We start from the raw sequence: 22,289 nt of genomic DNA, 5'->3' as shown, positions 1-22,289 counted from the left end.
TTATCTAAGTTTGGGTAAAAGTTCAAATAAGATAAAATCTATGATTTTATAAAACTTAAGTATTCTTATCAACAGTATGCACAATAACTTCTATGTGCTTAAGTGGTTAAATCTTTTGTGCCTTTGGTGATTATGTAAAAACCATTAAAAAACTATTAAATATCCTTTCTTTCCATTCCATAAAAATGTTCTTTTGTAACTTTGTGTCATAAAAGTATTACTACTATGAATATAAACGGAAAAAATGCCATCGTAACAGGTGGTGGAAGAGGATTAGGGAAAGCTGTAGCATTAGCTTTGGCGAATGAAGGAGTGAACGTTGCCATTACAGGAAGAAATGAAGAAAATCTTAAAAATACAGTTGATGAAATTCAGAAACTAGGAGTAAATTCCGCTTATGCAGTATTCACTATCGATGATGAATCTGCTGTAAAAGCAGGAATTGAGGCTTTGGCTGAAAAACTTGGGGGAGTAGATATCCTTGTAAACAATGCAGGAATCGGAGACTTCGGTACGATTGAAGATATGCCATCTGAAACTTGGGAGCAAGTGATTAAAACCAATTTATTTGGAGTGTACTATGCAGCTAAAGCCGTTCATCCATTTATGAAAGCTAAAGGAGAAGGAGATATTGTAAACGTTGCTTCTACTGCAGGATTAAAAGGTGGTCCGAACATGTCAGCATATGCCGCTTCAAAAGCAGCAGTAGTTTCTTTATCTCAGTCGATGATGGCAGAATGGAGAAAACAAAATATTCGTGTGATTACTCTTACACCAAGCACTATTGCTTCTGATATGAGTATCCAGGGTGGACTCACAGACGGAAATCCGGACAAAGTATTACAGCCTGAAGATTTCGCAGAATGGGTAAGAGATATCCTGAAAATGAACAGAAGAGCATTAATCGCTAATGGTTCTATTTTCTCTACAAATCCATAAGAAGTTTAAAGTTCAGAATTTAAAGTTTGAAATTGTCATAGAAGAACTAGATGCAATTAATTTTAAATTTTACACAAAGAAATTCAATAAAAGCGGGCTAAAGCCCGCTTTCTTCATAATATCAAATTCCAACGGCTTTAGCCAAAACTTAAAATACAATATGTTCATTGTGATCTGCATGATCCGTACAATCTGTGAGAGATAAAAATTCAATAGAAGAAAGCTTTATGGCAGCGAATAAAACCCAAAATCTGTCAGCTTTATTTAAAACTTACCCTTTCCATTTTTTTAACCGTAATAACATTAGTATTTTTGCAGCAAATTATTCACATGCAAAATTATTTAGAATTCAACTTCAGGATTTCTCCACTGCAGCCCTGGAATGAGATATTAATGGCAGAGCTTATTGAAATAGGTTTTGACAGCTTTACAGAAGAAATTCACGGAATCTTAGGTTATATCCAGACTGATTTGTTTAATGAAGATCAGCTTAAAGCACTTCCGATCTTTGACAATGAAAATGTAAAAATCGAATATTCTTTTGAAGAAATGCCGAACATCAACTGGAATGAAGAGTGGGAAAAGAACTTTTCACCCATCAACATTGATGATAAAGTATTGATCAGAGCAGAATTCCATGAATCTGTACCGGGAATGCATGAAATTATCATTCAGCCTAAGATGTCATTCGGAACAGGCCATCACCCTACCACACACCTGATGATTCAGCAGATGATGGATATAGATTTTAACGGTAAGAAAGTCCTGGATATGGGATGTGGAACGTCTGTATTAGCGATCTATGCCAAGCAACAGGGAGCAGGAGATACCAAGGCAATTGATATCGATGAATGGTCTGTAGAAAACTCAAAAGAAAATGCAGCAAGAAATAGTGTTGAACTAGACATTGAGCAGGGAACAGCAGATAACTTAGGAAATGAAAATTTCGATATCATTTTAGCCAATATCAACAGAAATATTCTGATCTCAGATATTCCAACATATGTTTCTGTCCTGAATGAAGGTGGAAAATTATTGCTTTCAGGACTTTGCTTCTTTGATGTAGATGATATTCTGGAAGTATGCAGAGAAAGTGGTCTTACCCTGAAGAAGCAGTTGCAGAGAGAAGAATGGGTTAGCCTACTGCTTGAAAAATAATTAAAAAAACGAAATACAAATATGAAAACCTTATTGACAGCTTTATTTTTACTGCTGCTGCAGTTTTTTACTGCACAGGAAAATGAAGTATATGCGGATGGTGTTTTTAACTTTACAGAAAATAAAAGCCAGAAGGTCTTTACAGACTGGACCAGAGTAAGGAAAGAGCCTGGAACTACTGCTCAGATAATAGATTCGCTGCAGACTAATCAACAGGTAATGATCCTTAAAAAAGAAGAGGCTGTTCCGGTTTTACAGTTGGGAGAAAGAAGAGCCAATTGGTATAAAGTTTCATATCAGAAAGGAGACGCCACTTCCGAGGGGTATGTTTGGGGAGGCAATCTTTGCGTGGGTTATCGTAATAAAAATGGATATGACTTTCTTTTCGGGTTGTCTAAAACAATAGATAAGAAAACCAGGCCATTTAACGAAATTGATAAGCAGAATATAGCAGGAATCAAAATGATGGAAGGAAATACTCTGATTGATGAGGTATATTTTGATACCGGAAAAGGAGAGGAACTGAGTACGGCATCCTTTAGTATTGAAAGCAATCACAAGCTGCAGGAGGTAGAGTTTACTTTAAAAGCAATGGTTTCTGGTGAAGCATGTGGAATAGCAACTTATGATCAATATGTTCTTTTAAAAGATAAAAAATTAATAACGCTTCCACAGTTGATGAATGTAGGGGATGCAGGGGCCTATTATCATAGTGAAGAATATGTTTTCCCTAATGATAAAGGAGGAATTCCTAATGTATTTATCCTTAAAGTAGAAGATATGGAGGTAGATGAAAAAGATAGAGAGCATAAAAAACGATCTTCCAAAACTTATCTTTGGAACGGAAGTTCTTACAGGCTTAAATAATCTTTTATTTAAAATAAATGAAACCGTTGTATTGTACAGCGGTTTTTTTGTTTAAAAACAGAACTTTCCCATTTGAAAAAAATCAAATACATTTAACCATAAAAAAAACTGAGCAATGAATTTACTTGATGATATCCTACCCATTCTGTTCTCTGTAATTGTAGGAGGTATAATCGGTATTGAAAGAGAATATCAATTGAAGTCAGCAGGGCTTCGGACTATGATATTAGTAACTCTCGGGTCTTGTATTTTTACTATGCTTTCTCAGAATTTAGGGGGATCAGGCAGCCCGGACCGTATTGCAGCTAATATTATCACCGGAATAGGTTTTGTAGGAGCTGGTGTGATCTTTAAAGAAGATAACCGCGTTTCCGGTCTTACCACGGCTGTTACGATATGGATTTGTGCAGCCTTGGGAATGACAATAGGAGCAGGATATTACCAGGAGGCTACCATTGGTTCTCTGGTTGTATTTTTATTACTTATCATGTTTAAATATGTTCAGGATGTTATTGATAGGATCAGCACCCGGTATATTTATCAGATTACACTTACCTACGAAGACGGAATCATGGAGAAATATGAAAATATTTTTAAGGAAAACGGTTTAAAATCAATCAGAGGAAAGCAGGTAAGGAGTGGAGAAAAGTACACAGCGATATGGAGGGTACAGGGAGCGAAAAGAAATCATGAAGTCTGTACAAAGGCCTTGCTGAATGATCCTAGGATAGATGAATTTAAGTTTTAAAGATAAAGAGCCTTTACGCCCATGTAAAGACTTTGTTTTGCTATAGTGGTTAAAAACAAAATAGGGCTGGAAACTACCAGCCCTACCCAAACATGATTAAGTGTATAGTTTAGCCATAAATGGCTACAAGGAATATTTGCACAAAAAAGATTTTTATTGATGCTTAATCAATGTTTCTTTAAATAATAATTAAAACTAACTTTTATAACGGCTTCCCGGTAAAAGATTATACTGTAAAAATACCACGAATTGAAGTTCACTTCTCGAAAAGTTAAGCTGATTCCGCAAAATAGACCATTGAAACGGAATTTTCATGCTGTGAAGCGTATAGGAGACAGGTATAATGTTATTTGGAAAGGAAAATGATAGATTACAGTAACAAATTAATACTGGATATGATCCACTTTAAACTTTTGAAATGCTGTATGAAGTAAGTTCTAATTCAAAATGATATTTTAAAAGCACTTTAAGAAAACACAAGAGATATGTCAAGTGGGTTTTGTAATAATCTGTATTTTAGTGTCTTGTAATTACTCGTACTTGGTTTTGAAATTATCTGTACTCATTTTTTTAACAAATAAGATCGAATGTATTTATTCGGTCGTATAGGATTCTTTTCTTTCACACATTTGTATCGAAATAAATATTTAACCTCAAAAAACGATACAATGAAAACTTCAATCACATTTTTCGCCCTGTTATTATTCATCAGCAGTTTTTCTTTCGGACAAGATTTTACCCAAAAAATTGATTCAATTATAAAAGACAATTATCAAAAAAATCCGGAAGTTGGAATTAGCGTTGGCTTTATCAGTAATAATAAAGAATATTACACAGCTTATGGTAAATTAAGTAAAGAAAGTTCTGTTGATATTAATAAAAACTCACTATTTGAAATAGCTTCCATTACTAAAATTCTTACTTCAAATTTAATTGCGCAAGCCGCTCTGGATCATAAGCTGAAACTGGACGATTATATAGACAGCTATCTTCCAAAAGGGTATGTTTTAAATCAGAACATTAAAAATAAGATCAAAATTTCAGATTTAGCTTCTCATCAATCCGGATTACCTGATATAGATTTTGCCAAATTAATAGAACAAAATCCACAGCAGCCTGTAAGTAACGTTACTGAGCAGTCATTAGCCTCTATAATTAATAACTGTACTGAGCTTATTGACTATGGAAAATATCGCTATTCCACCATTGGATATACTCTGCTTGGACAAATATTAGAAAAAGTATATGGTAAAACTTACGACCAAATCATTCATGAGAAAATAATTAATCCTTTAAAAATGTCCCATACATTCACAAAAGAATTTAATGTAAAAAACAAAACAACAGGTTACAATCCTAATGGAGGTGCCCAGGAATTTTTTAATTGGAATGTTACAGCATCTGCAGGCTTGGTAAAGTCAGGTGCATCTGATATGATTACTTATTTAAAAGCAATTTTGACGAAAGGAAACCCAATATCTGAAGCAGCTCTAATCACTGAGAAAATCTATTATAAAGATGAAAAGAGAGAAATGGGATTAGGTCTTAACATCAGTACAGATGATCAAAATACAATCTATTTGAAGTCAGGAGACTCTATGGGGCAGTCATCCATCATTTGCTATAACAGAGCAAAAAAATGGGGGATTATCATTCTTCTAACCCAAAGAAATTCAAAGATGAGACAGAATCTGTTGAATGAAATTTATGAAAAGATTCTAAAATAACCTGAATTGGAAATAATGTAGAAAAAATAAAACCCCTCACCATAAAAACTGTGAGGTTTTTTTTTATAAGTTAAGGAGTAGCCTTTACAGCATTATACATCATTGAATCTTTCTGCTGATGGGTATAATCATATTTATATTGATAAAATGAAGATTCCCAGTCCCCATATCCAACATTAGGAATGATAATGAATTTTTTACCAAATTCATTCGCAGAGTTTTTCACCGCAGCAGATCGCTCTGTTTCAGACTTTTTATCAAATAGACTGGAGAAATCGGCAAGATTATCACCCAGCAGCAAAACAATATTATAATTTTTAGCAATATCCAACCGTCTGTTTTCCTTACTGCTTTCCTTAGACCGGAGAATAAGATTGTTGTCACTTTGAACAGGAAAGTTGTATTTCTTAAGGTTTTTTAATGTTCCGGCACGTTCCTGCTCTATACGATTGGTAACATAAAACACCTGTACACCTTTACCGGCAGCATACTGATAGAATTCCTGAGAACCCGTAAGGGGTGTTGCTATCCCTTTGGCAGTCCATTCTTCCCATGTTTTCTGATCATAATCTTTTCCCATTTTTGCACGCTCAACGGCGTAATAGGAATTATCTAAAAACGTCTCATCAATATCCGAAACAATAGCTAAAGGTTTCCCTGATTTTTGTGCTAAAGCTTCATCCAAACGGAGTTTTGCAATATTGTATGCCTGCAGGCAAAGTGCTTCATATTCTGCAGACCGTTGCTGATAAAACGCAGCATATATTTTTCCGTCACGCCCAAGATTCTGATAAGAAACATTCTGAACAGAAGCCTGTGAAACCGGAGCTGCTGTTTTACACGATAGAGTCAAAGCAAAAATGCTGCTTGCGATAATGAACTTGAAATTTTTCATTGAATTTGAATAGAGAATACAAAATTAAAACAATTTGATTGGTATCACAACTATTTTCCATGTGGATTGGTATTTTGTAAAAGGTCTTGGTTTGGAAAATATCTGAATAAGTAATGGAAGTTTTCAGGTATTTCTCACACAGAATAATTAGATTAAGAACAAAAAACCTCACCATAAAAATGATGAGGTTTTGTGAGCGCGAAAGGATTCGAACCTTTGACCGTCTGCTTAGAAGGCAGATGCTCTATCCAGCTGAGCTACGCACCCTTAAAATTTTGAAAAAAGTCGGGGCGGCAGGATTCGAACCTGCGACCTCCTGGTCCCAAACCAGGCGCGATGACCGGACTACGCTACGCCCCGATGAGGTCATCTTTAATGAATTTTACTTCATTGTTTTAATTTAAAAAAAGTAAAATACTTTCAAAAATCAAAATAAATAAACTCACATACAATATGAGCTATTTTGTGAGCGCGAAAGGATTCGAACCTTTGACCGTCTGCTTAGAAGGCAGATGCTCTATCCAGCTGAGCTACGCACCCTTAAAATCTTGAAAAAAGTCGGGGCGGCAGGATTCGAACCTGCGACCTCCTGGTCCCAAACCAGGCGCGATGACCGGACTACGCTACGCCCCGATTAAAGGTCATCATTAACGAATTTTATTTCGTTTTTGCGGTTGCAAAGGTACAATACTTTTTGAAATAAAAAAATAAATTAAAGGATAATTTTTAATTAAATTTTGGAGAAACTTTTTTGTTAACTTTACTTGATTAATAACCATGGATTTAGAATAACTGGACTTTTTTTTATTTTTTTATTTTTTCCATAGCTCATTACCGAATTTTGTCATCCCCATCTTTAAAAATTAAAAATATGAGATCCCATGATTTTTATAAAATATATCTTCCCGCTCTTGAAAAAGCACTTCAAAATGATGAAGTGAATGAAGGTTTTTATGTTAAAGGTCCGGAGGATTATATAGATCCAAAATTGATAGAAAAGGTCACTCAGTATCTGGAAGAGTACGAAGATGATTTTTTGAAAAAAGTAGCCTATTATTTTGATGAGAAATCACATAATTTTCCGTCCATTCAGGGAGTTGATATAGAAGTTTATAAAGAACAGTTGAAAAGTTATATTTCAAAATTAAAATATTGATAATAAGTGATATGATGACTGTAAGTGTGAAATACAATGATTTGATGATCTGTAAAGCTTTACAGATTAAAATGGAATCTTTTAATCATAGTTTTGAAAAGATATTTGTTTTAAATGAGATTTCGTATGTAAGCAAAGATATAGATTGGGACGATTTTTATATGAATATTGTTTACTTTTCTATTGAAGTCACTGATCAATATGGGAATGAGGAAGTTTTATATGATTTTCATTTTAGAATAGAAGATGCAGCTGCAACGGAAGATTGTATTACAGCTAGAGGAATACCTATTATGAGATATGATGGAAATAATTACAATCAATATGTTATAGATATTCTTTCAGCCTGGTCAAAAAATCAGGAAATAGATTTTTTAAGTTTAGATCAGGATAAAAAAGATGCATATTGTTCTTCTTGCAGAATCTGGAATTCGGGAACTGACAAGCTTAATAATACGTTTTATGAAGTGGATTTGGATCTGGCAAAATCAGATATAGACTTATTTAATTTAATGGGAGACGTATTATTAGGATCTAAAGGCTATCTTGGGCATGATTCCTATACTTTTGAAGATCGATTGGGGACAATCATCAATAAGGTTGAAGCAGATACAGTTATCAGACTTAAAAATTATCAAAATCTTAAACTATCAGTCAATTCCAGAGAGTGGGAATATATTGACAAGGCTTTTAGGAGAGAATATAAAAATCTTGCTTTTGTAATGGCTTAGATATTTATAAAGCTGTCCCATGTTTTGTTTAAATTATTAAGTTTTTAATTGATATCTTTTCAGAAAAAAATACTATGAATTACTTTGTATATGCACTGGAGCATATCTATACAGACGATACTCACACGGACTGGAATTTTTGGGATATTTTGATGATATAGAACTGCTCGAAATAGCAAAGGAGAACGTATTAACTCTCCCTGGATTTAGTACTTATCCTGACGGAGTTATTGTCCGGAAATATCAATTAAATACGATTCATTGGCAAAATGGATTCAATAGTGTTGTGGGAGAAATCGGGCGGGATTATTTAACGAAAGAAGATGTGATTAGTGAGGGCAGCAAATCAATAAAAGAGTTGAACTTACAATATGTTTTTCGGGTTAGTCATATTTATACTATTCATACTTTTTTAGATGATGAGAGAGTTATTGGTGTATTTTTAGATGAAGACAAAGCTGATGAAATTATTGACGAGTTAAAACAGAAACAAGGATTTGAAAATTATCCTGATGATTTTATATTGGGTCGATTTACTTTAAATGAGCAATTGTGGACATCCGGTTTTTAAAAAAACATCTCTTCTTGTAGAAGACAAGTTGTATCTGGGCACGAACGGGAGTATCATAGGAGATTACCATGTCGATATTATTTCGAGGTAATTCATAAATTTCCGGATGGTTTTCTACATAAAATTTACTGCCTTAAACAAGGCTAGTCAAAGTTTTACACTTAATAAAGTCTCAACTTTAGCTTTATTCTTCCCTTTGAAGTCTAGATTTGCCGCATGAATTGATTGATGTTGGTGAACTACAGATAGGGATTGTAAGAAAGTTTACGAAATAAATAAAAAATAAATGACAATAGAGCTAAATAATAAATATTGTGGAATCAATTATATCAATTTAAAAAGGAATGAAAATATAATTCAAGATAAATTACTTTTAAAGATTGATAAAGCTTATAGACAAGACATTTTAGACCAAATTGAAGATGATGGGAAATTAAGTATTTATGTTGAAAGTAGAAATAACATTACCTTTTGTTTGTACGAAATAACATTACCTTTTGTTTGTACGAAATAACATTCACTACAGATTATATTTATTTACTTGAAGAACGTGATAATATTGAAGAGATATTTTTGGATGTTATTATGTCAAATCATAAAAGTGCTTTAAGCGATAGTTATAATCAATTTATTGTTGATATTTTCTATAATTGGAATAATAGTATTGAGATTGATTGGACTAAGATTAAAAATTTAGAAATAAAAGGAGCTTATCTTACAGCTTGTTATCTTTGGAACCATAATATTTTTGAAGTTAAAAATATCAATGAAGTATATATTGACGGTAGATTAATTGAAAATGATGAAGATTTGTATTATTATTTAGGAGAGCAATTAATTGGTAAGAGAGGTTATTTCGGGAGTAATTTAGATTCTTTAGAGGATTATTTAATTGATATAGTTAAAAACAATGAGATCAATACAGCAATAATTTTTGATAATACTGATATTATCATTCAAAATACAAGTAAATATTATTTTGAAACACTTGTTTATTTATTAGAAAAAGCTCAATTCAAAATTGAAGTAAGAGAGTAGTTTTCACTGGTATGTGCTTTGATCTTCATTGCTTCCATCCTCCAGCTTCCTTTATTTTATTTCTTCTTAATCCCTATATTTGCCGCATGAAACGATTAATGTTGATGAGCTTGTTTTTCCCTGCAATCCTGTTTTCACAGACAAGCGGAAAAGTAATTAAAATCTCAGATGGAGATACCATTACCGTCCTTTTAAAAGGGAATAAACAAAAAAAACTCAGATTGGCAGATGTTGATTGTCCGGAAAATGGACAGGCTTTCGGGAAAAATGCCAAGCAATTCACATCTTCTCAGGTGTTTGGGAAAACAATTAAGTTTACTGAAACCAGTACAGACCGTTATGGGCGCTCTATTGCCAAAGTATATTACGATCAGGATAAATACCTTTCAAAAGAGGTGATAAAAGCAGGAATGGGGTGGTGGTACTTCTCTTATTCTAAAGATGATTCTTTAGGGAGGCTACAGGAAAAGGCTCAACAGAAAAAGATGGGTCTTTGGCAGGATGTTCATGCTATTGCTCCCTGGGAATACAGAAAGATGAAACGGGAGCAATCAAAAAAGAAGAAAATGGAAGCATCTAAAATCCAAGTGAAAATGAAAAAAGATGTTTAAAAATAATGAAGAGCCTTAGATTGATTTCTAAGGCTTTTTTATATTCTTAAAATCATCAGATTAAAATAAGAATTGTAATTTATTATATTTGTGGTACAGACACTTACAATAACTGTAATAGGTGGTAGTCTGTGAAACTTAAAAACTTAACCATGCAGCAGACTTTTACTTTCATCATACTGTTTTCTTTATTGGGACAATATCTAACGGGGCAAAAAAATATGATTTCTTTAGATAGTATTTCAAACTTTTATAATGAACTTAAAACCGAGTCTAAAAAGAATATAGAACTTTGGAATAAAGATCTCTATGGCCCAATACTTTTAATTAACCCAAAGACAAGAGCAATTTTTGCCAATGAGGCTGATGAAAATGGTATTTTAAAAGCAGCTGGAAATGTTTATACGGGAGTTTTACCTGATAAAATTAATATTGCGAATACTGCATTAGACTGGAATGGAAAACGATGGGCAATGATTATGCTTCCTCTCCCTCAAAATAAATATAACAGAGTTGGTTTGCTTGCCCATGAGTCTTTTCATCGTATACAGCCATCATTGGGTTTTGAATTGAGCAATGCTGAAAACAATCACCTGGATCAGAAAGAAGGTAGAGTTTATCTCCGTTTAGAACTTGAAGCCTTGAAAAAAGCCTTGAAATCTGTTTCAGAAAAAGAATTACAGGGACATCTTACGAACGCACTTACTTTCAGGAAATACAGACATAGCCTTTATAATGGTTCTAACGTCAGTGAAAATCTATTGGAACTCAATGAAGGAATGGCGGAATTTACAGGAGTGGTAGTGAGTAACAGAAATAAAACACAGACTGCTGCTTTTTTAGTGGATGGAATTAATAGTTTTTTTAAGAATGCAACATTTGTGCGATCATTTGCTTACTACACAGTGCCTGTTTATGGATACTTACTCTATAATAAAGATAAAAACTGGAATAAAAAGATGACGGGAAAAACGGATTTGACAGATTATTTTATGAAAGCATTCAATATTACTATTCCGGATCGTTCAAATAATACGGTGACAACAATATCCGATCATTACAACGGAAGAATAATTACCGAAGAAGAGACAAAGAGGGAAGAAAAAAAGAAAAAGCTTATTGCTGAATATAAATCCAAATTGATAGAAAGTCCTCATTTTGAAATAAAATTCGAAAAGATGAACGTTTCTTTCGATCCAAGAAATATAATTCCTATTGAAGATAAAGGAACCGTATATCCTACTATCAGAGTTACAGATAAATGGGGAATTCTGACTGTTGAAAATGGTGCATTAATGAGCCCAAACTGGGATAAGATTTCAATATCTAATCCTGTCAGGATAGAGGGTGAAAAGATATCAGGCGACGGCTGGGTTCTCGAATTAAATGAGGGGTATAACATTGAAAAAAATGAAGCAAACGATAACTTTATGCTGGTAAAAAAGAAAGATCTTCAGAAGAATTAAAATAAACTGCAATCCATAAACGAAAAGCCCATCATTTCTATGGTGAGCTTTTTCGGGCTAAAGCATAAAACAGACTAAAAATCCGTTGATTCCGAGAGCTTTTTCCATTGCTCTATTTCCTCTGATAGTTGGACGATTTTATCATTGGCTCTTTGATAAGCATCACTTCCTAAGAAAAGATGTACAGGGGGATTTGGTATGTTTGTTAGGGTGATGAAAGCATCAGCAATCTTATCAGGATTACCTTGCTGTTTGCCATCTAATGCACTAAATTTTTGATGAGCTTCTCTTATGAATTGATAATCATCAATCTGCTTGCTGCAAAACTCAATAGACTCAGGATGAGCAAAACTCGTGCGAAACCAACCTGGTAAAACAGATGTGACATGGATACCCAGAGGCTTTAAATCATTGGCAAGAGCTTCCGATAAGCCATTTACTGCAAATTTAGAAGCGGCATAAATACTCCATCCGGTTCCTGGTGCAAACCCTGCTATTGATGAAATATTGATAATATGCCCCGAAAGCTGATTTCGTAAATAAGGAAGAGCTTGTTGAATGACTTTGGTAACAGCAAAGAAATTGACATTAAAGTTGTCCTGAATCTCCTGCTCAGACAGTTCTTCTAATGCTCCGCCAATTCCATATCCTGCGTTATTTACAATGATATCAATCTTTCCAAATTTATTTTGTGTTTGTTTAAGTGAATCTGCAATTGATTTTTCATCCGTAAGATCTACCTGCAACGGAAGAAAATTTTCATTTTTTCTGATGATTTCTGAGAATGCTGATGCCTGCCTAGATGTAGCGGCAACTTTTTGACCCTGAAGTAACAGTTGTTCTGTCAATGCCCGACCCATACCTTTTGATGCACCGGTGATATACCAAATCTTAGAATTCTCCATTTTTGTACTATTTTTTATCAGTGCAAAATTAAAATGTACAAATGATGAGATGATGGTAGAAATAATACTGATATTTGTAAAAATCAAACCAATCGAAATGAAGTGGGGTTGGTTCCGGTTTGTTTTTTGAAGAATTTATTAAAATGAGCAGGATCATCAAAACCAAGCACTTCGCTTATTTCCGAAATGGCCCAGTCTGTATCTCGGAGTAGAATTTTTGCTTCTGTAGCTATTCTTTCAAAAATATGTTCTCCGGTCGTTTTGCCTGTTGTTTTTTTAATACACCTATTCAGGTAATTAACATGAACAGACAATTTTTCTGCATAATTTTTAGGATGGCGCAGCGCTAAAGTATCTGTTTTATACTGAATGGGAAACTGTTGTTCCAATAGTTCGGAGAAAATAGTAGTAATTCGTTTTCCGGCATTTCCGAATTGGGAAATAGTATTTCCGGGAGGTGTCCATTTCATAGCCAGATAATACAATTCACTGACATAATTACGGATCAGATCATATTTGTAAATATAATCACTCTGTGCTTCCTGAAATATTTTAATGAAAAGATATTTTGCCTCCTCGTATTGAATGTTAGATAATGTAAAAACAGGAGGGAGAGAAGTATTAAAAAGAGGGAGCTGATCCAGTTGTAATTTATGAGTGCTCTGGAAAAATTCATTTCTGAAAATACAAAAATACCCTTTTGTATCAGAAGATAAAGGTAAGTAGGAATAAGGGATATCTGGGTGAAAAAATAATAGTGTGTTACCACTTACTTTGACTGTTTGATGGCCATATTTGAATATGTTCTCCCCTGAAAAAAGCATAATTTTAAAGAAATTTCTACGAATATGTGGAGGAAGCTCTTCATTATTTTTCATTCGTTCTTCAATACGGAATGCATTGAACTGACCTATCGTATCGTATATATTTTCTGGATATGTATTAAATTTATGATGATAAAATTCCTCTATGGTTTCCATTGATTATTTTCTGGATAAGTAAAACAATACCAAAGTACGAAAAAGAAAATATAAGCAAAACCAAAATCTATTTATGCTTGATTCTAAATAAAGGAGAGATGCATAGAAATGTTATTGGATTAATAGATAAAGTTATTTAATTGGCCATGAACCTTTCAGTAATATAAAATAAAACCTTACGGCAATATTGGTTTTGTGTATTTCAAGCAAATTTGTTAACAAAACAATTGTAATCATGGGAACAATGTCTGCATTCAAACACGCATTATATTCTTCATAACATCAATAAAAATATACCATCAATAATTATTTATTCTATGCAATAGTAAGGGATGATTCCAATTTTAGGAATGTTCATCTTAAGTAAAAAGATGACTTTGATAGTAAACTAAAAACAAATTTTATGCAAAGAAAAAGTGGTTTATGAATCGAATACAGGCTTTTTGTTGAATAAAATTCCGAATAAAATTAAGTTCAAACGATTGATAAAAACATAATAAAAAACACAAGTGATGAAAAAAAATAACCGTAAAATGAGCCTAATCTATGAATGTTGATCTAAAAAATATACATATTGGCTCTTTGATAAATGTACGTATTGAAGAATGTAAAATGGAGGTATTTAGAATCTGTAATTTTTTAAAATGTACCGAAGCTGAATTGAATTCAATGCTTTTGCAGAAGAATTTAAATACTGAAATAATCTTGCAGTTTAGCATATTGCTGGAGTATGATTTCTTTCGACTCTATTCTCAATATTTAATCCTTTATGCTCCACCAGCCAATGCTGATTATACCCGCAATGAAAATACAAAAAGCAGGCTTCCCCGATACAGAAAAAACATTTATACCCGTGAATTGGTAGATTTTATTCTGGAACAGATAGAAAATGGGAGTAAAACAAAAGTACAAATTATAGAAGAGTACAGAATTCCCAAATCTACACTGTATAAATGGCAAAACAAATATCAACAGACAAAAAATATCACTAAATAGCTTTTGTACAGAGCATATATCTAGCTTATCGAATTATATCTATAACCATAAGTCGCTTTATATCTTGTAAATACAGTATTTTTGACGGCGGAATTATGTGAAAAAAATTATGAAAAACACTCCTGATTACAAAAAAATATACAGTGATATTATCAATATAAAGTATCCTGAAAAAGAAGAGATGTGTAGAATTTTTTTATCTAAAGAAAATTTATCAGTACTGGACGTTATACAGATCAACAAAGTTCTTTTTAATACCAATTCCAGTGATAATACCCAATTCAATCAAAGACACCGTTCTTATGATGTCTCAGCAATATCTCATATATTGAATTACCAGAAAAAATATCAATTAAATAATTCTCAGCTTGCTAAGCATTTTAAGTTAAGCAGGAATACTATAACCAAATGGAAAAGCCAGGTGCTTGTGTAAGGAACGTCTGCCTTACTTCAGTCAATCACCTGAATTTCTACAAAATTCAATCCAAAAATTATACAAATGAAAAAGAAAATTCGTTTTCTAATACTCTTCTTAGGAGTAATTTATCCATGTATTGACCTTGTGTATGCCCAAATTGGGATAGGAACACCTAATCCCCAAGCGGCTTTACATGTAGATGGAGCTAAAGACAATTTAACAAGTGAAACATTATCTGCGGTACAGGTATCCAATGATGTTGTGGTAAGCAAAACAACAGGTTTTATTGGAGTAGGGGTTTTAAAACCTCTTGTAAAACTTGACATGAGATCCCAGGGAACAGAAAATGCTTTAGGCCTCAATACTACTACCATGACTGCAACTGATGCTGGTGCCGGAGCGGTAAGGTATGATGTAGTGAATGTTCCTGTAGGAGCAAAAATTGAAGTATCAGACGGTTCTGTATGGCACAAAGCATATATAGCCCCTCAAAAAGTGGTGATTGTTACCCGTAAAGTGAGCAGCCAGTCAATAACACAAAATACAGCTACCAATATCAGTAATTGGAATGTGGTACGTGATATGAGCAGCAGTTTTGATGGAACATCGGGTGTTTTCACAGCTCCCCGTAATGGAACCTATACCTTTTTGCTAACCTTTAATTTCAATGGAGCTGTAATTAATGACGGGACCAGAGTAGAATCCCAATTTTATAATACGACAACCAACACAGTGCTGGCGAGTGTTTACAAAACCTTCGGACAATCTATGACAGGGACTTCGGATGACGCCAATTCTACCCGATCTACACAGGCGGGAGGCTCAAGTACAGTTACACTTACATTAACTGCCGGAACAAAGGTTGTAACAAGACTTTGGCACAATTTGATCTCAAGTGGATCCATAGGGTTGCGAGTGACCACTAATCCTTCTGATCCAACTAATCCGGATGACGGATTCAATAACTTAACGATTATAGAACATTAAAAGATAGATTACTATGAAGAATAAAATCAATATTATATATCAGGCATTTGCTTGTATTCTATTTTTTTACTCGTCTAAGACAGCTGCACAGGTAGGTTTTTTTACCTCTAGCCCTTCACAGCCCTTACAAATAGATGCAGCAAAAGACAACGGAACAACTCCTGATGCTGCAAAGCTTTCCAATGATATGGTTGTAGATGCCAATGGTAATCTGGGCATTGGTGTTTTAAATCCCATAACCAAAGTGGATCTTCGTTCAACAGACAATAAGGGGCTTATTGGTCTCGGAACCGGCACACAAACACCCGCAGAAGCTGGTGCAGGGGCTATACGCTATAATACAGGTGGTTTTTTGGAATATTCTGATGGTGAACAATGGATTGCCCTGCCTCTTGCCCCGCCAACCAAAGCACTCGTTAATGCCAATAAAAGTTCTGCCCAAAGTATAGGAGGTAATAGTACAACCTATATATCCGGCTGGAGCGAGACAGTAGATCTGGGAACCACTCCGAATGGCGATTTTGATCCTTCTACGGGTACTTTTACAGCCCCTCGTGATGGGTTCTATCTGGTATCTTTCAATATTACTTTAGCTAGTGGTAACATTCCAAAAAACACTTACATAGAAACAGCAGTAGAAAGTAATCGGAATGTGGAAAATATTCAAATATTCAAAACAGTCAATTCTTATCCTGCATTTCAGGCCGGAGCTGTAAATAATTATATAAGTGGAAATTGTAATGCAATTTTTAATCTTAAAACTGGTAATACCATTAAATTCAGTGTAAAGCATAATATAAGTTCCGGAAGAAATACCTTAAACGATGGGAAGCTAAATAACCTAAGTATTAGCGAACTATAAAAACAAATAATGATGCAACAAAATAATATAAAGAATTTAATCAGAATATCCGCACTGTTGCTTTTCTGGGCAGGGCATAGCAATGCACAAATAGGGGTGGGTATAGAAAATCCCACCAATCCTGTTGAAATTAAAACCGATGCAGGGAAGGTTATTGTTGACAATACCGGTAGACTTGGTGTATTGGTTGCCAGTCCAAAAGTTGCCATAGATTTGCGTAGTGGAAATAATGGCGCTGTAGCAGTGGGAAATACCAACAAAACGGCTGTGCAGGCTGGTGCTGGTGCATTGAGATATGTTGGAAGTCCAGCTATTGGAGTGAAAGGATATTTAGAGTTTTCAGATGGAACGAATTGGGTTAGTTTTTTTCCAAAAGGTAAACCACGAATTATTGTAATGGCCAGTAAAACTACTCAGGATACATATGTGTTTGAGAGTGGTACACCTGCAGAGATTGGACCTAAATCCGGTATTGTGCAAAGGAGATCATCATATTTAACCAATTGGACAGAAAAATTAGATTCTGACTCTGGTGTTCCCACCAGTAACTTTAGTCCATCTACCGGTGAGTTTATCGCTCCTCGAACTGGAATATACTTTGCCACTTTTACTTTTGCATTACAATCGAGCCAGGTCAATACAGGAGGGAATAATCAGACAGAAGCAATTTGGGAGGTCAGAAATCCGGCAGGGACCATCACTCAAAGAGTCAAAACAAATAATGGATATGCTTCCGATACCGGAGCTGCTCCAAATGCAGTACCGGTCGGATCAGCTTGCACGGTAAGTGTTTATTTGAATAAAGGAGATAAATTAAGACCATTTACATGGATTACTGTAGCATTTGATGGTACAATCAGCCAATTCGATATTTCAGATAGTGGGGCCTATAACTCACTTACCATTGTGGAGCAATAATATCTTTTAACCCAACTTTATACTTTTTAAATAGTAAATACCTCCATAAAATAATATTGAACTTTTGAGCAATATAAAATAGAGCTGTGAGGCAATATTGGCTTTGCGTAATTTAAGCAACTTTGTTATAGAATTTAAACAAACATTAAATGAGCAAAACAATTTTAATTACAGGAGCTGCAAGTGGTTTTGGAAAAATCGCTGCATTTGATCTAGCCCGAAAAGGGTATAAAGTAATTGCCACGGCACAGGTATATCCCCAGATGAGTGATCTGATTCGTGAAGCAAAGGAACTGGGTGTTGAATTGATCGCTGATAAGTTGGATGTCTCCAATTCTCGTGATATCAATTACATTGTAGATAAGTACGATGTTGATATTCTGATCAGTAATGCAGGAATTATGGAAGGAGGACCAATTGCTGAACAGCCTTTGGAACTTATCCGTTCTATGTTTGATGTGAATGTTTTTGGAGGGCTGGAGCTTGCTCAGGGTTTCATTAAGAAATGGGTAGGGCAGAAGAAGGCTGCAAAGATTGTATTTACAACTTCTATGGGAGAATTATGGACGGTTCCATATGTTGCAGCTTATTGCTCATCAAAACATGCTATGGGTGCTATTGCTGAGGGGCTGAGAACAGAACTGGCAGATTTTAATATCAAAATTGCAACCTGCAACCCTGGGGTTTTCGGTACAGGTTTTAATGATCGTGGTGTAGATTCGATCTTCAGATGGTATAACCCTGAAACTAATTTTACCCCATCATCCGCATTTGACGGAGCTGCTGAGTCTTTAAAGCAACAGCTGGATCCACAATCAATGGCTGACTGCATTGTAAATGTAGCTTTGGACGATAATTCCAATTTCAGAAATGTACATCCTAAGGAAACTGAGGATTTTGTTAAGCAGCTGCAGGCAGAAGCCTGGACTGCAAAAAGCTAATTGATTTTAGGAAAGCATGAACATATTCTTGTTCATGCTTCTTTCATTTAAACTTTAAAAATATATAAAATGAACATTACATATAATGAGGCAACTCAAATTTTGAATGCCTCTATAGAAAAAGCCAAACATTTAGGAATAGCAGTTAGTATAGCAGTTATAGATACAGGTGGACACCTGGTTGCTTTTGCAAGATTGGATAGTTTATATGGAGTTATCGACTTTGCTCTAAAAAAAGCCAGAACTGCAGCTATGTTTGGCGTTGATAGCGAGGTCATGGGGGCTATTATCTCTGGTGCTGAGATGCACGCCTATGGAATGATTAATTCCAATGGAGGACTCCTTACTATTCCAGGAGGGGTAGTTTTAAAGAATAAGGACGGTAATATTATAGGTGCTGTTGGTTGCTCAGGCGGAACAGCAGAGCAGGACAAAGAAATTGCTGCTGCAGGAGTTCATAAATGAAATATTTAATTTTTTACAATTCAAATGATGGAACCTGTGTACGAAATAATATTTGATAAGCTGGTGTACTCTTGTATGTTTGAAATGCAAAGAGGAACTGAAGAATATTATCCTGATCATTTTTTAGGATTTCAACTGGCTGGCGAGACTCATGCTTTTTACGATAATGATACTACAATTATTAAGGAAAATACGGTGATACTGGTAAAGCGAAACCAGCTGATCCGAACGATTAAATATCCTTCAAAATCTGGGAACTATAAGTTTATTGCTATTACATTAGATAGTAAGACACTCCAGCATTATGCTTTTGAGAATAAAATTAAGATTAAAGAATGTTATGAGGGAAAGCAGAAGTTTTTTTTTGAACCCAATGAGTTCTTACACAGCTATTTTATTTCGTTGGCTCCCTATATCAACAAAACCAAAGAGGCAACACCTAGACTGGCAGAATTAAAGATCAGGGAAGCGATTGAACTTTTGCTGGATAGTAATCCTGACCTTAAATATGTTTTGTTCGATTTTGCAAAACCACATCTTGTTGACCTCGAGAAATTTATGAATAATAATTTTATGTTCAATATTAGTGTAGGATCATTTGCCAAGCTAACGGGACGTAGTATTTCAGGGTTTAAACGTGATTTTGCCAAAGTTTTTAACCGCCCTCCACAACAATGGCTGAAGGAAAAACGCTTGGAAGAAGCTTATTATTTAATCAAATATAAACAGAAAAAGCCTACAGATTTTTACTTAGACCTCGGTTTCGAAAACTTGTCACATTTCTACTATTCTTTCAAACAAAAATTTGGTGAAACAACCACAGAAGTACAATATTCTAAAACCTAACATCATGGATTTTATTCAACTGCAATCCTGGGCAAACGGAGATGCTGAGCAGGGAAAATGGATGCTTTCATTTTCAGTATTACTCGTTCTGCTATTTATTTTGGTACTCAGGAGTGAAAATACACTTTTGCGTGGAATGATGATCCCAATTTTCTTATTATTAGTATTGAATACCTGCTATGGTACATACCTTGTAATGAACAGAATCAGATATGCAGAAGAAATAAACCAAAAGTTTAAAAAGGATGCTCAGAAAACAGTTGCAGCAGAATATAGGAAAATAAAAAATGATGAAAAGTCCTATACTGTATTTAGAATTGTATGGGCTATGCTCACTATTATTTCACTAATTCTCTGTTTCATTTTTACAGCGGATTATTATAGGGGATTATCATTAGGGTTTACGGGCTTATTCTTTGGACTATTATGTATTGATACCTTCCTGCATTATCGTATATCACTTTATTTTGCAGATTTGCAAAGCCTTCTGAGTTGAGTTTGATCTTTCTATTTTCTTAAAAAGGCTGGTTTGAAAGAAAAATAAAAACAAAAAAACCTCATCATAAAAAATGATGAGGTTTTTGTGAGCGCGAAAGGATTCGAACCTTTGACCGTCTGCTTAGAAGGCAGATGCTCTATCCAGCTGAGCTACGCACCCATTTGTAATTTTGAGAAAATTACTAAAACAGTCGGGGCGGCAGGATTCGAACCTGCGACCTCCTGGTCCCAAACCAGGCGCGATGACCGGACTACGCTACGCCCCGAATATATAAGAGTGCGGAGGGTAAGGGATTCGAACCCTTGCGACACTTTCGCGTCGACAGTTTAGCAAACTGCTCCATTAACCACTCTGGCAACCCTCCTTTTTGTTTATTTTTTAATGATCGTTGTTCTGTTATTGCGAGTGCAAATATAGAATAGATTTCCTTATTTACCAAATAAATTTCAAGAAATTTTTGCGTATTTTTGAAGTAATAAATTGATAAAAAACCAAACTGATGCGTAAGACATTATATATCATCGGATTAAGCACTTTAGTTTTTTCGTGTGCTTCTCAGAAAAATGTAAAAAAAAATACCTACCAACCGAAAACCCCAGTGGTACAGCCAAAAACAGCAGTTAAGACGCAAACTCCGGAAGCTCCAAAACCAAAAGTTGTAAGCGATCATGGAGTAGACTTTTTTACTACTAATATAGCAGACCCAACAAAAAATGATAATACAGCAAGTTATGGTTCTATTGTATCCGCAAAACCTGCAGGATATAAAGTTGTAAAAACGTATTTCCCTGCCATGGCGCAGAACTTTAGACAACGTTATCTGATCATGCACTATACTGTACTTCCTGATGACAAGTCCATCACTGTTCTTACCCAGCCGGGAGTAAGTGCTCATTACCTGGTAAACAATACCGGAGATAATGAAATCTATCAGTTGGTAGATGAGAATAAGCGTGCTTATCATGCCGGAGTAAGTTCATGGAGAGCTGACAAGAATCTTAATGATACTTCCATAGGAATTGAAATTGTAAATCCAGGCTTTACTACTGATGCAACAGGTAAAAGACTTTTTGTTCCTTTCAGTGATGCACAGATAAGAAAAGTAGCAGCGTTGGCAAAAGATATTGTGACAAGATATCAGATCCCGGCAACCAATGTGATTGGCCATGCAGATATTGCACCTACAAGAAAGCAGGATCCCGGGCCAATGTTCCCTTGGAAAAAATTATATGATGAATACCAGATAGGAATGTGGTATGATGAAGCAGCCAAACAAAACTACTTCGATCTTGCACAGACAGAACTTCCGGCAAAATATAATGATACAGTCTTCATTTTTGCTATACAGACTGCATTACAGAAATTGGGTTATGGAATAGAGCTTAGCGGAAAATGGGATGATGCCACCAAGAAGACGATTGAAGCTTTCCAGTATCATTTCCGTCCACAAAATTATGACGGAATTATGGATGCCGAAACATGGGCTATACTGCAAGCTTTAAATGTAAAATATTCAGTAAAATAATTCAAATTAAAGCGCATCGGATCGATGCGTTTTTGCTATC

General features: G+C 34.7%; 24 protein-coding genes and 7 tRNA genes. 21 read left to right on the top strand and 10 right to left on the bottom strand.

Annotated elements, in window-relative coordinates; all coding sequences use genetic code 11:
- Window positions 1-225 precede the first annotated feature (225 nt).
- From WH267_RS14795 to WH267_RS14775, 5 genes are all read left to right on the top strand, one after another.
- Window positions 226-939, top strand: a complete 714-nt coding sequence (locus WH267_RS14795) for a 3-ketoacyl-ACP reductase (protein WP_115970934.1) — start codon at window positions 226-228, stop codon at window positions 937-939.
- A gap of 330 nt (window positions 940-1,269) precedes the next feature.
- Window positions 1,270-2,097, top strand: a complete 828-nt coding sequence (prmA, locus tag WH267_RS14790) for a 50S ribosomal protein L11 methyltransferase (RefSeq protein WP_340009288.1) — start codon at window positions 1,270-1,272, stop codon at window positions 2,095-2,097.
- Window positions 2,098-2,118: 21 nt separating this feature from the next.
- On the top strand, window positions 2,119-2,964 hold the full coding sequence (locus WH267_RS14785; protein ID WP_340009286.1) for an SH3 domain-containing protein: 846 nt from the start codon (window positions 2,119-2,121) through the stop codon (window positions 2,962-2,964).
- Window positions 2,965-3,079: 115 nt separating this feature from the next.
- The gene (locus WH267_RS14780; protein WP_340009284.1) at window positions 3,080-3,712 is read left to right on the top strand and encodes an MgtC/SapB family protein; all 633 of its coding nucleotides are present in this window, start codon (window positions 3,080-3,082) and stop codon (window positions 3,710-3,712) included.
- A gap of 668 nt (window positions 3,713-4,380) precedes the next feature.
- Entirely contained in the window at window positions 4,381-5,439 is a 1,059-nt protein-coding gene (locus tag WH267_RS14775; protein WP_340009282.1) for a serine hydrolase domain-containing protein, read from the top strand.
- 70 nt (window positions 5,440-5,509) lie between these two features.
- On the opposite strand, the gene WH267_RS14770 is transcribed toward WH267_RS14775, so the two are convergent.
- From WH267_RS14770 to WH267_RS14750, 5 genes are all read right to left on the bottom strand, one after another.
- Window positions 5,510-6,334, bottom strand: a complete 825-nt coding sequence (locus WH267_RS14770) for a 5'-nucleotidase, lipoprotein e(P4) family (RefSeq protein WP_340009280.1) — start codon at window positions 6,332-6,334, stop codon at window positions 5,510-5,512.
- Window positions 6,335-6,527: 193 nt separating this feature from the next.
- Window positions 6,528-6,601: transfer RNA gene (locus WH267_RS14765), tRNA-Arg, on the bottom strand.
- 18 nt (window positions 6,602-6,619) lie between these two features.
- A tRNA-Pro gene (locus WH267_RS14760) sits at window positions 6,620-6,694 on the bottom strand.
- A 106-nt stretch (window positions 6,695-6,800) separates the two neighbouring features.
- Window positions 6,801-6,874, bottom strand: a tRNA-Arg gene (locus WH267_RS14755).
- 18 nt (window positions 6,875-6,892) lie between these two features.
- Window positions 6,893-6,967: transfer RNA gene (locus WH267_RS14750), tRNA-Pro, on the bottom strand.
- Window positions 6,968-7,205: 238 nt separating this feature from the next.
- On the opposite strand from WH267_RS14750, the gene WH267_RS14745 reads away from it, so the two are divergent.
- The 6 genes from WH267_RS14745 to WH267_RS14720 all read left to right on the top strand — a co-directional run bounded on the left by WH267_RS14745 (window position 7,206) and on the right by WH267_RS14720 (window position 11,907).
- Window positions 7,206-7,490, top strand: a complete 285-nt coding sequence (locus tag WH267_RS14745; protein WP_340009278.1) for a hypothetical protein — start codon at window positions 7,206-7,208, stop codon at window positions 7,488-7,490.
- Between the two features lie 11 nt (window positions 7,491-7,501).
- Window positions 7,502-8,221 (top strand): hypothetical protein, encoded by a 720-nt coding sequence (locus tag WH267_RS14740; protein ID WP_340009276.1) that lies wholly within the window; start codon window positions 7,502-7,504, stop codon window positions 8,219-8,221.
- A 139-nt stretch (window positions 8,222-8,360) separates the two neighbouring features.
- Window positions 8,361-8,792, top strand: coding sequence for a hypothetical protein (locus WH267_RS14735; RefSeq protein ID WP_340009274.1), 432 nt, complete (start codon window positions 8,361-8,363; stop codon window positions 8,790-8,792).
- 501 nt (window positions 8,793-9,293) lie between these two features.
- Entirely contained in the window at window positions 9,294-9,830 is a 537-nt protein-coding gene (locus tag WH267_RS14730) for a barstar family protein (RefSeq protein WP_340009272.1), read from the top strand.
- A gap of 86 nt (window positions 9,831-9,916) precedes the next feature.
- On the top strand, window positions 9,917-10,441 hold the full coding sequence (locus tag WH267_RS14725; RefSeq protein ID WP_340009270.1) for a thermonuclease family protein: 525 nt from the start codon (window positions 9,917-9,919) through the stop codon (window positions 10,439-10,441).
- A 152-nt stretch (window positions 10,442-10,593) separates the two neighbouring features.
- Window positions 10,594-11,907: a hypothetical protein gene (locus WH267_RS14720; protein WP_340009268.1), complete on the top strand. Its 1,314-nt coding sequence runs from the start codon at window positions 10,594-10,596 to the stop codon at window positions 11,905-11,907.
- Window positions 11,908-11,981: 74 nt separating this feature from the next.
- Here the strand turns inward: WH267_RS14720 and WH267_RS14715 are convergent, their stop codons facing one another.
- Both WH267_RS14715 and WH267_RS14710 read right to left on the bottom strand, forming a co-directional pair.
- A complete protein-coding gene (locus WH267_RS14715) occupies window positions 11,982-12,812 on the bottom strand; it encodes an SDR family NAD(P)-dependent oxidoreductase (protein WP_340009266.1) in 831 nt (276 codons plus the stop codon).
- An 83-nt stretch (window positions 12,813-12,895) separates the two neighbouring features.
- Window positions 12,896-13,792: a helix-turn-helix domain-containing protein gene (locus WH267_RS14710; protein ID WP_340009264.1), complete on the bottom strand. Its 897-nt coding sequence runs from the start codon at window positions 13,790-13,792 to the stop codon at window positions 12,896-12,898.
- A gap of 546 nt (window positions 13,793-14,338) precedes the next feature.
- On the opposite strand from WH267_RS14710, the gene WH267_RS14705 reads away from it, so the two are divergent.
- From WH267_RS14705 to WH267_RS14665, 9 genes are all read left to right on the top strand, one after another.
- Complete coding sequence (locus WH267_RS14705) at window positions 14,339-14,788, top strand: transposase (RefSeq protein WP_340009262.1); 450 nt, start codon at window positions 14,339-14,341, stop codon at window positions 14,786-14,788.
- A 109-nt stretch (window positions 14,789-14,897) separates the two neighbouring features.
- Window positions 14,898-15,221 carry a helix-turn-helix domain-containing protein gene (locus tag WH267_RS14700; protein WP_340009260.1) on the top strand — a complete coding sequence of 108 codons (324 nt, stop codon included), beginning with the start codon at window positions 14,898-14,900 and terminating at the stop codon, window positions 15,219-15,221.
- A gap of 66 nt (window positions 15,222-15,287) precedes the next feature.
- Window positions 15,288-16,193: a hypothetical protein gene (locus WH267_RS14695; RefSeq protein WP_340009258.1), complete on the top strand. Its 906-nt coding sequence runs from the start codon at window positions 15,288-15,290 to the stop codon at window positions 16,191-16,193.
- Window positions 16,194-16,206: 13 nt separating this feature from the next.
- Window positions 16,207-17,055 carry a hypothetical protein gene (locus WH267_RS14690; protein WP_340009256.1) on the top strand — a complete coding sequence of 283 codons (849 nt, stop codon included), beginning with the start codon at window positions 16,207-16,209 and terminating at the stop codon, window positions 17,053-17,055.
- A gap of 9 nt (window positions 17,056-17,064) precedes the next feature.
- Window positions 17,065-17,973 (top strand): hypothetical protein, encoded by a 909-nt coding sequence (locus WH267_RS14685; RefSeq protein WP_340009255.1) that lies wholly within the window; start codon window positions 17,065-17,067, stop codon window positions 17,971-17,973.
- A 149-nt stretch (window positions 17,974-18,122) separates the two neighbouring features.
- Entirely contained in the window at window positions 18,123-18,914 is a 792-nt protein-coding gene (locus WH267_RS14680) for an SDR family oxidoreductase (RefSeq protein ID WP_115970778.1), read from the top strand.
- Between the two features lie 69 nt (window positions 18,915-18,983).
- Window positions 18,984-19,379 carry a GlcG/HbpS family heme-binding protein gene (locus WH267_RS14675; protein WP_340009254.1) on the top strand — a complete coding sequence of 132 codons (396 nt, stop codon included), beginning with the start codon at window positions 18,984-18,986 and terminating at the stop codon, window positions 19,377-19,379.
- A gap of 27 nt (window positions 19,380-19,406) precedes the next feature.
- Entirely contained in the window at window positions 19,407-20,225 is an 819-nt protein-coding gene (locus WH267_RS14670; RefSeq protein ID WP_340009328.1) for a helix-turn-helix domain-containing protein, read from the top strand.
- A gap of 4 nt (window positions 20,226-20,229) precedes the next feature.
- On the top strand, window positions 20,230-20,721 hold the full coding sequence (locus tag WH267_RS14665) for a hypothetical protein (RefSeq protein WP_340009252.1): 492 nt from the start codon (window positions 20,230-20,232) through the stop codon (window positions 20,719-20,721).
- Window positions 20,722-20,809: 88 nt separating this feature from the next.
- Here WH267_RS14665 and WH267_RS14660 read toward each other — a convergent pair.
- The 3 genes from WH267_RS14660 to WH267_RS14650 form a co-directional block, all read right to left on the bottom strand.
- A tRNA-Arg gene (locus WH267_RS14660) sits at window positions 20,810-20,883 on the bottom strand.
- A 31-nt stretch (window positions 20,884-20,914) separates the two neighbouring features.
- Window positions 20,915-20,989: transfer RNA gene (locus tag WH267_RS14655), tRNA-Pro, on the bottom strand.
- 14 nt (window positions 20,990-21,003) lie between these two features.
- Window positions 21,004-21,088 (bottom strand) — tRNA-Ser (locus WH267_RS14650).
- 135 nt (window positions 21,089-21,223) lie between these two features.
- On the opposite strand from WH267_RS14650, the gene WH267_RS14645 reads away from it, so the two are divergent.
- Window positions 21,224-22,249 carry an N-acetylmuramoyl-L-alanine amidase gene (locus tag WH267_RS14645; protein WP_340009250.1) on the top strand — a complete coding sequence of 342 codons (1,026 nt, stop codon included), beginning with the start codon at window positions 21,224-21,226 and terminating at the stop codon, window positions 22,247-22,249.
- The last annotated feature ends 40 nt before the right edge of the window (window positions 22,250-22,289 follow it).

Source organism: Chryseobacterium sp. MYb328 (assembly GCF_037572595.1).
GTDB classification, from domain to species: Bacteria; Bacteroidota; Bacteroidia; order Flavobacteriales; family Weeksellaceae; genus Chryseobacterium; species Chryseobacterium pennae.
The sequence above is the reverse complement of the archived record's forward strand: the minus strand, read 5'-3'. Positions and strand labels throughout refer to the sequence as shown.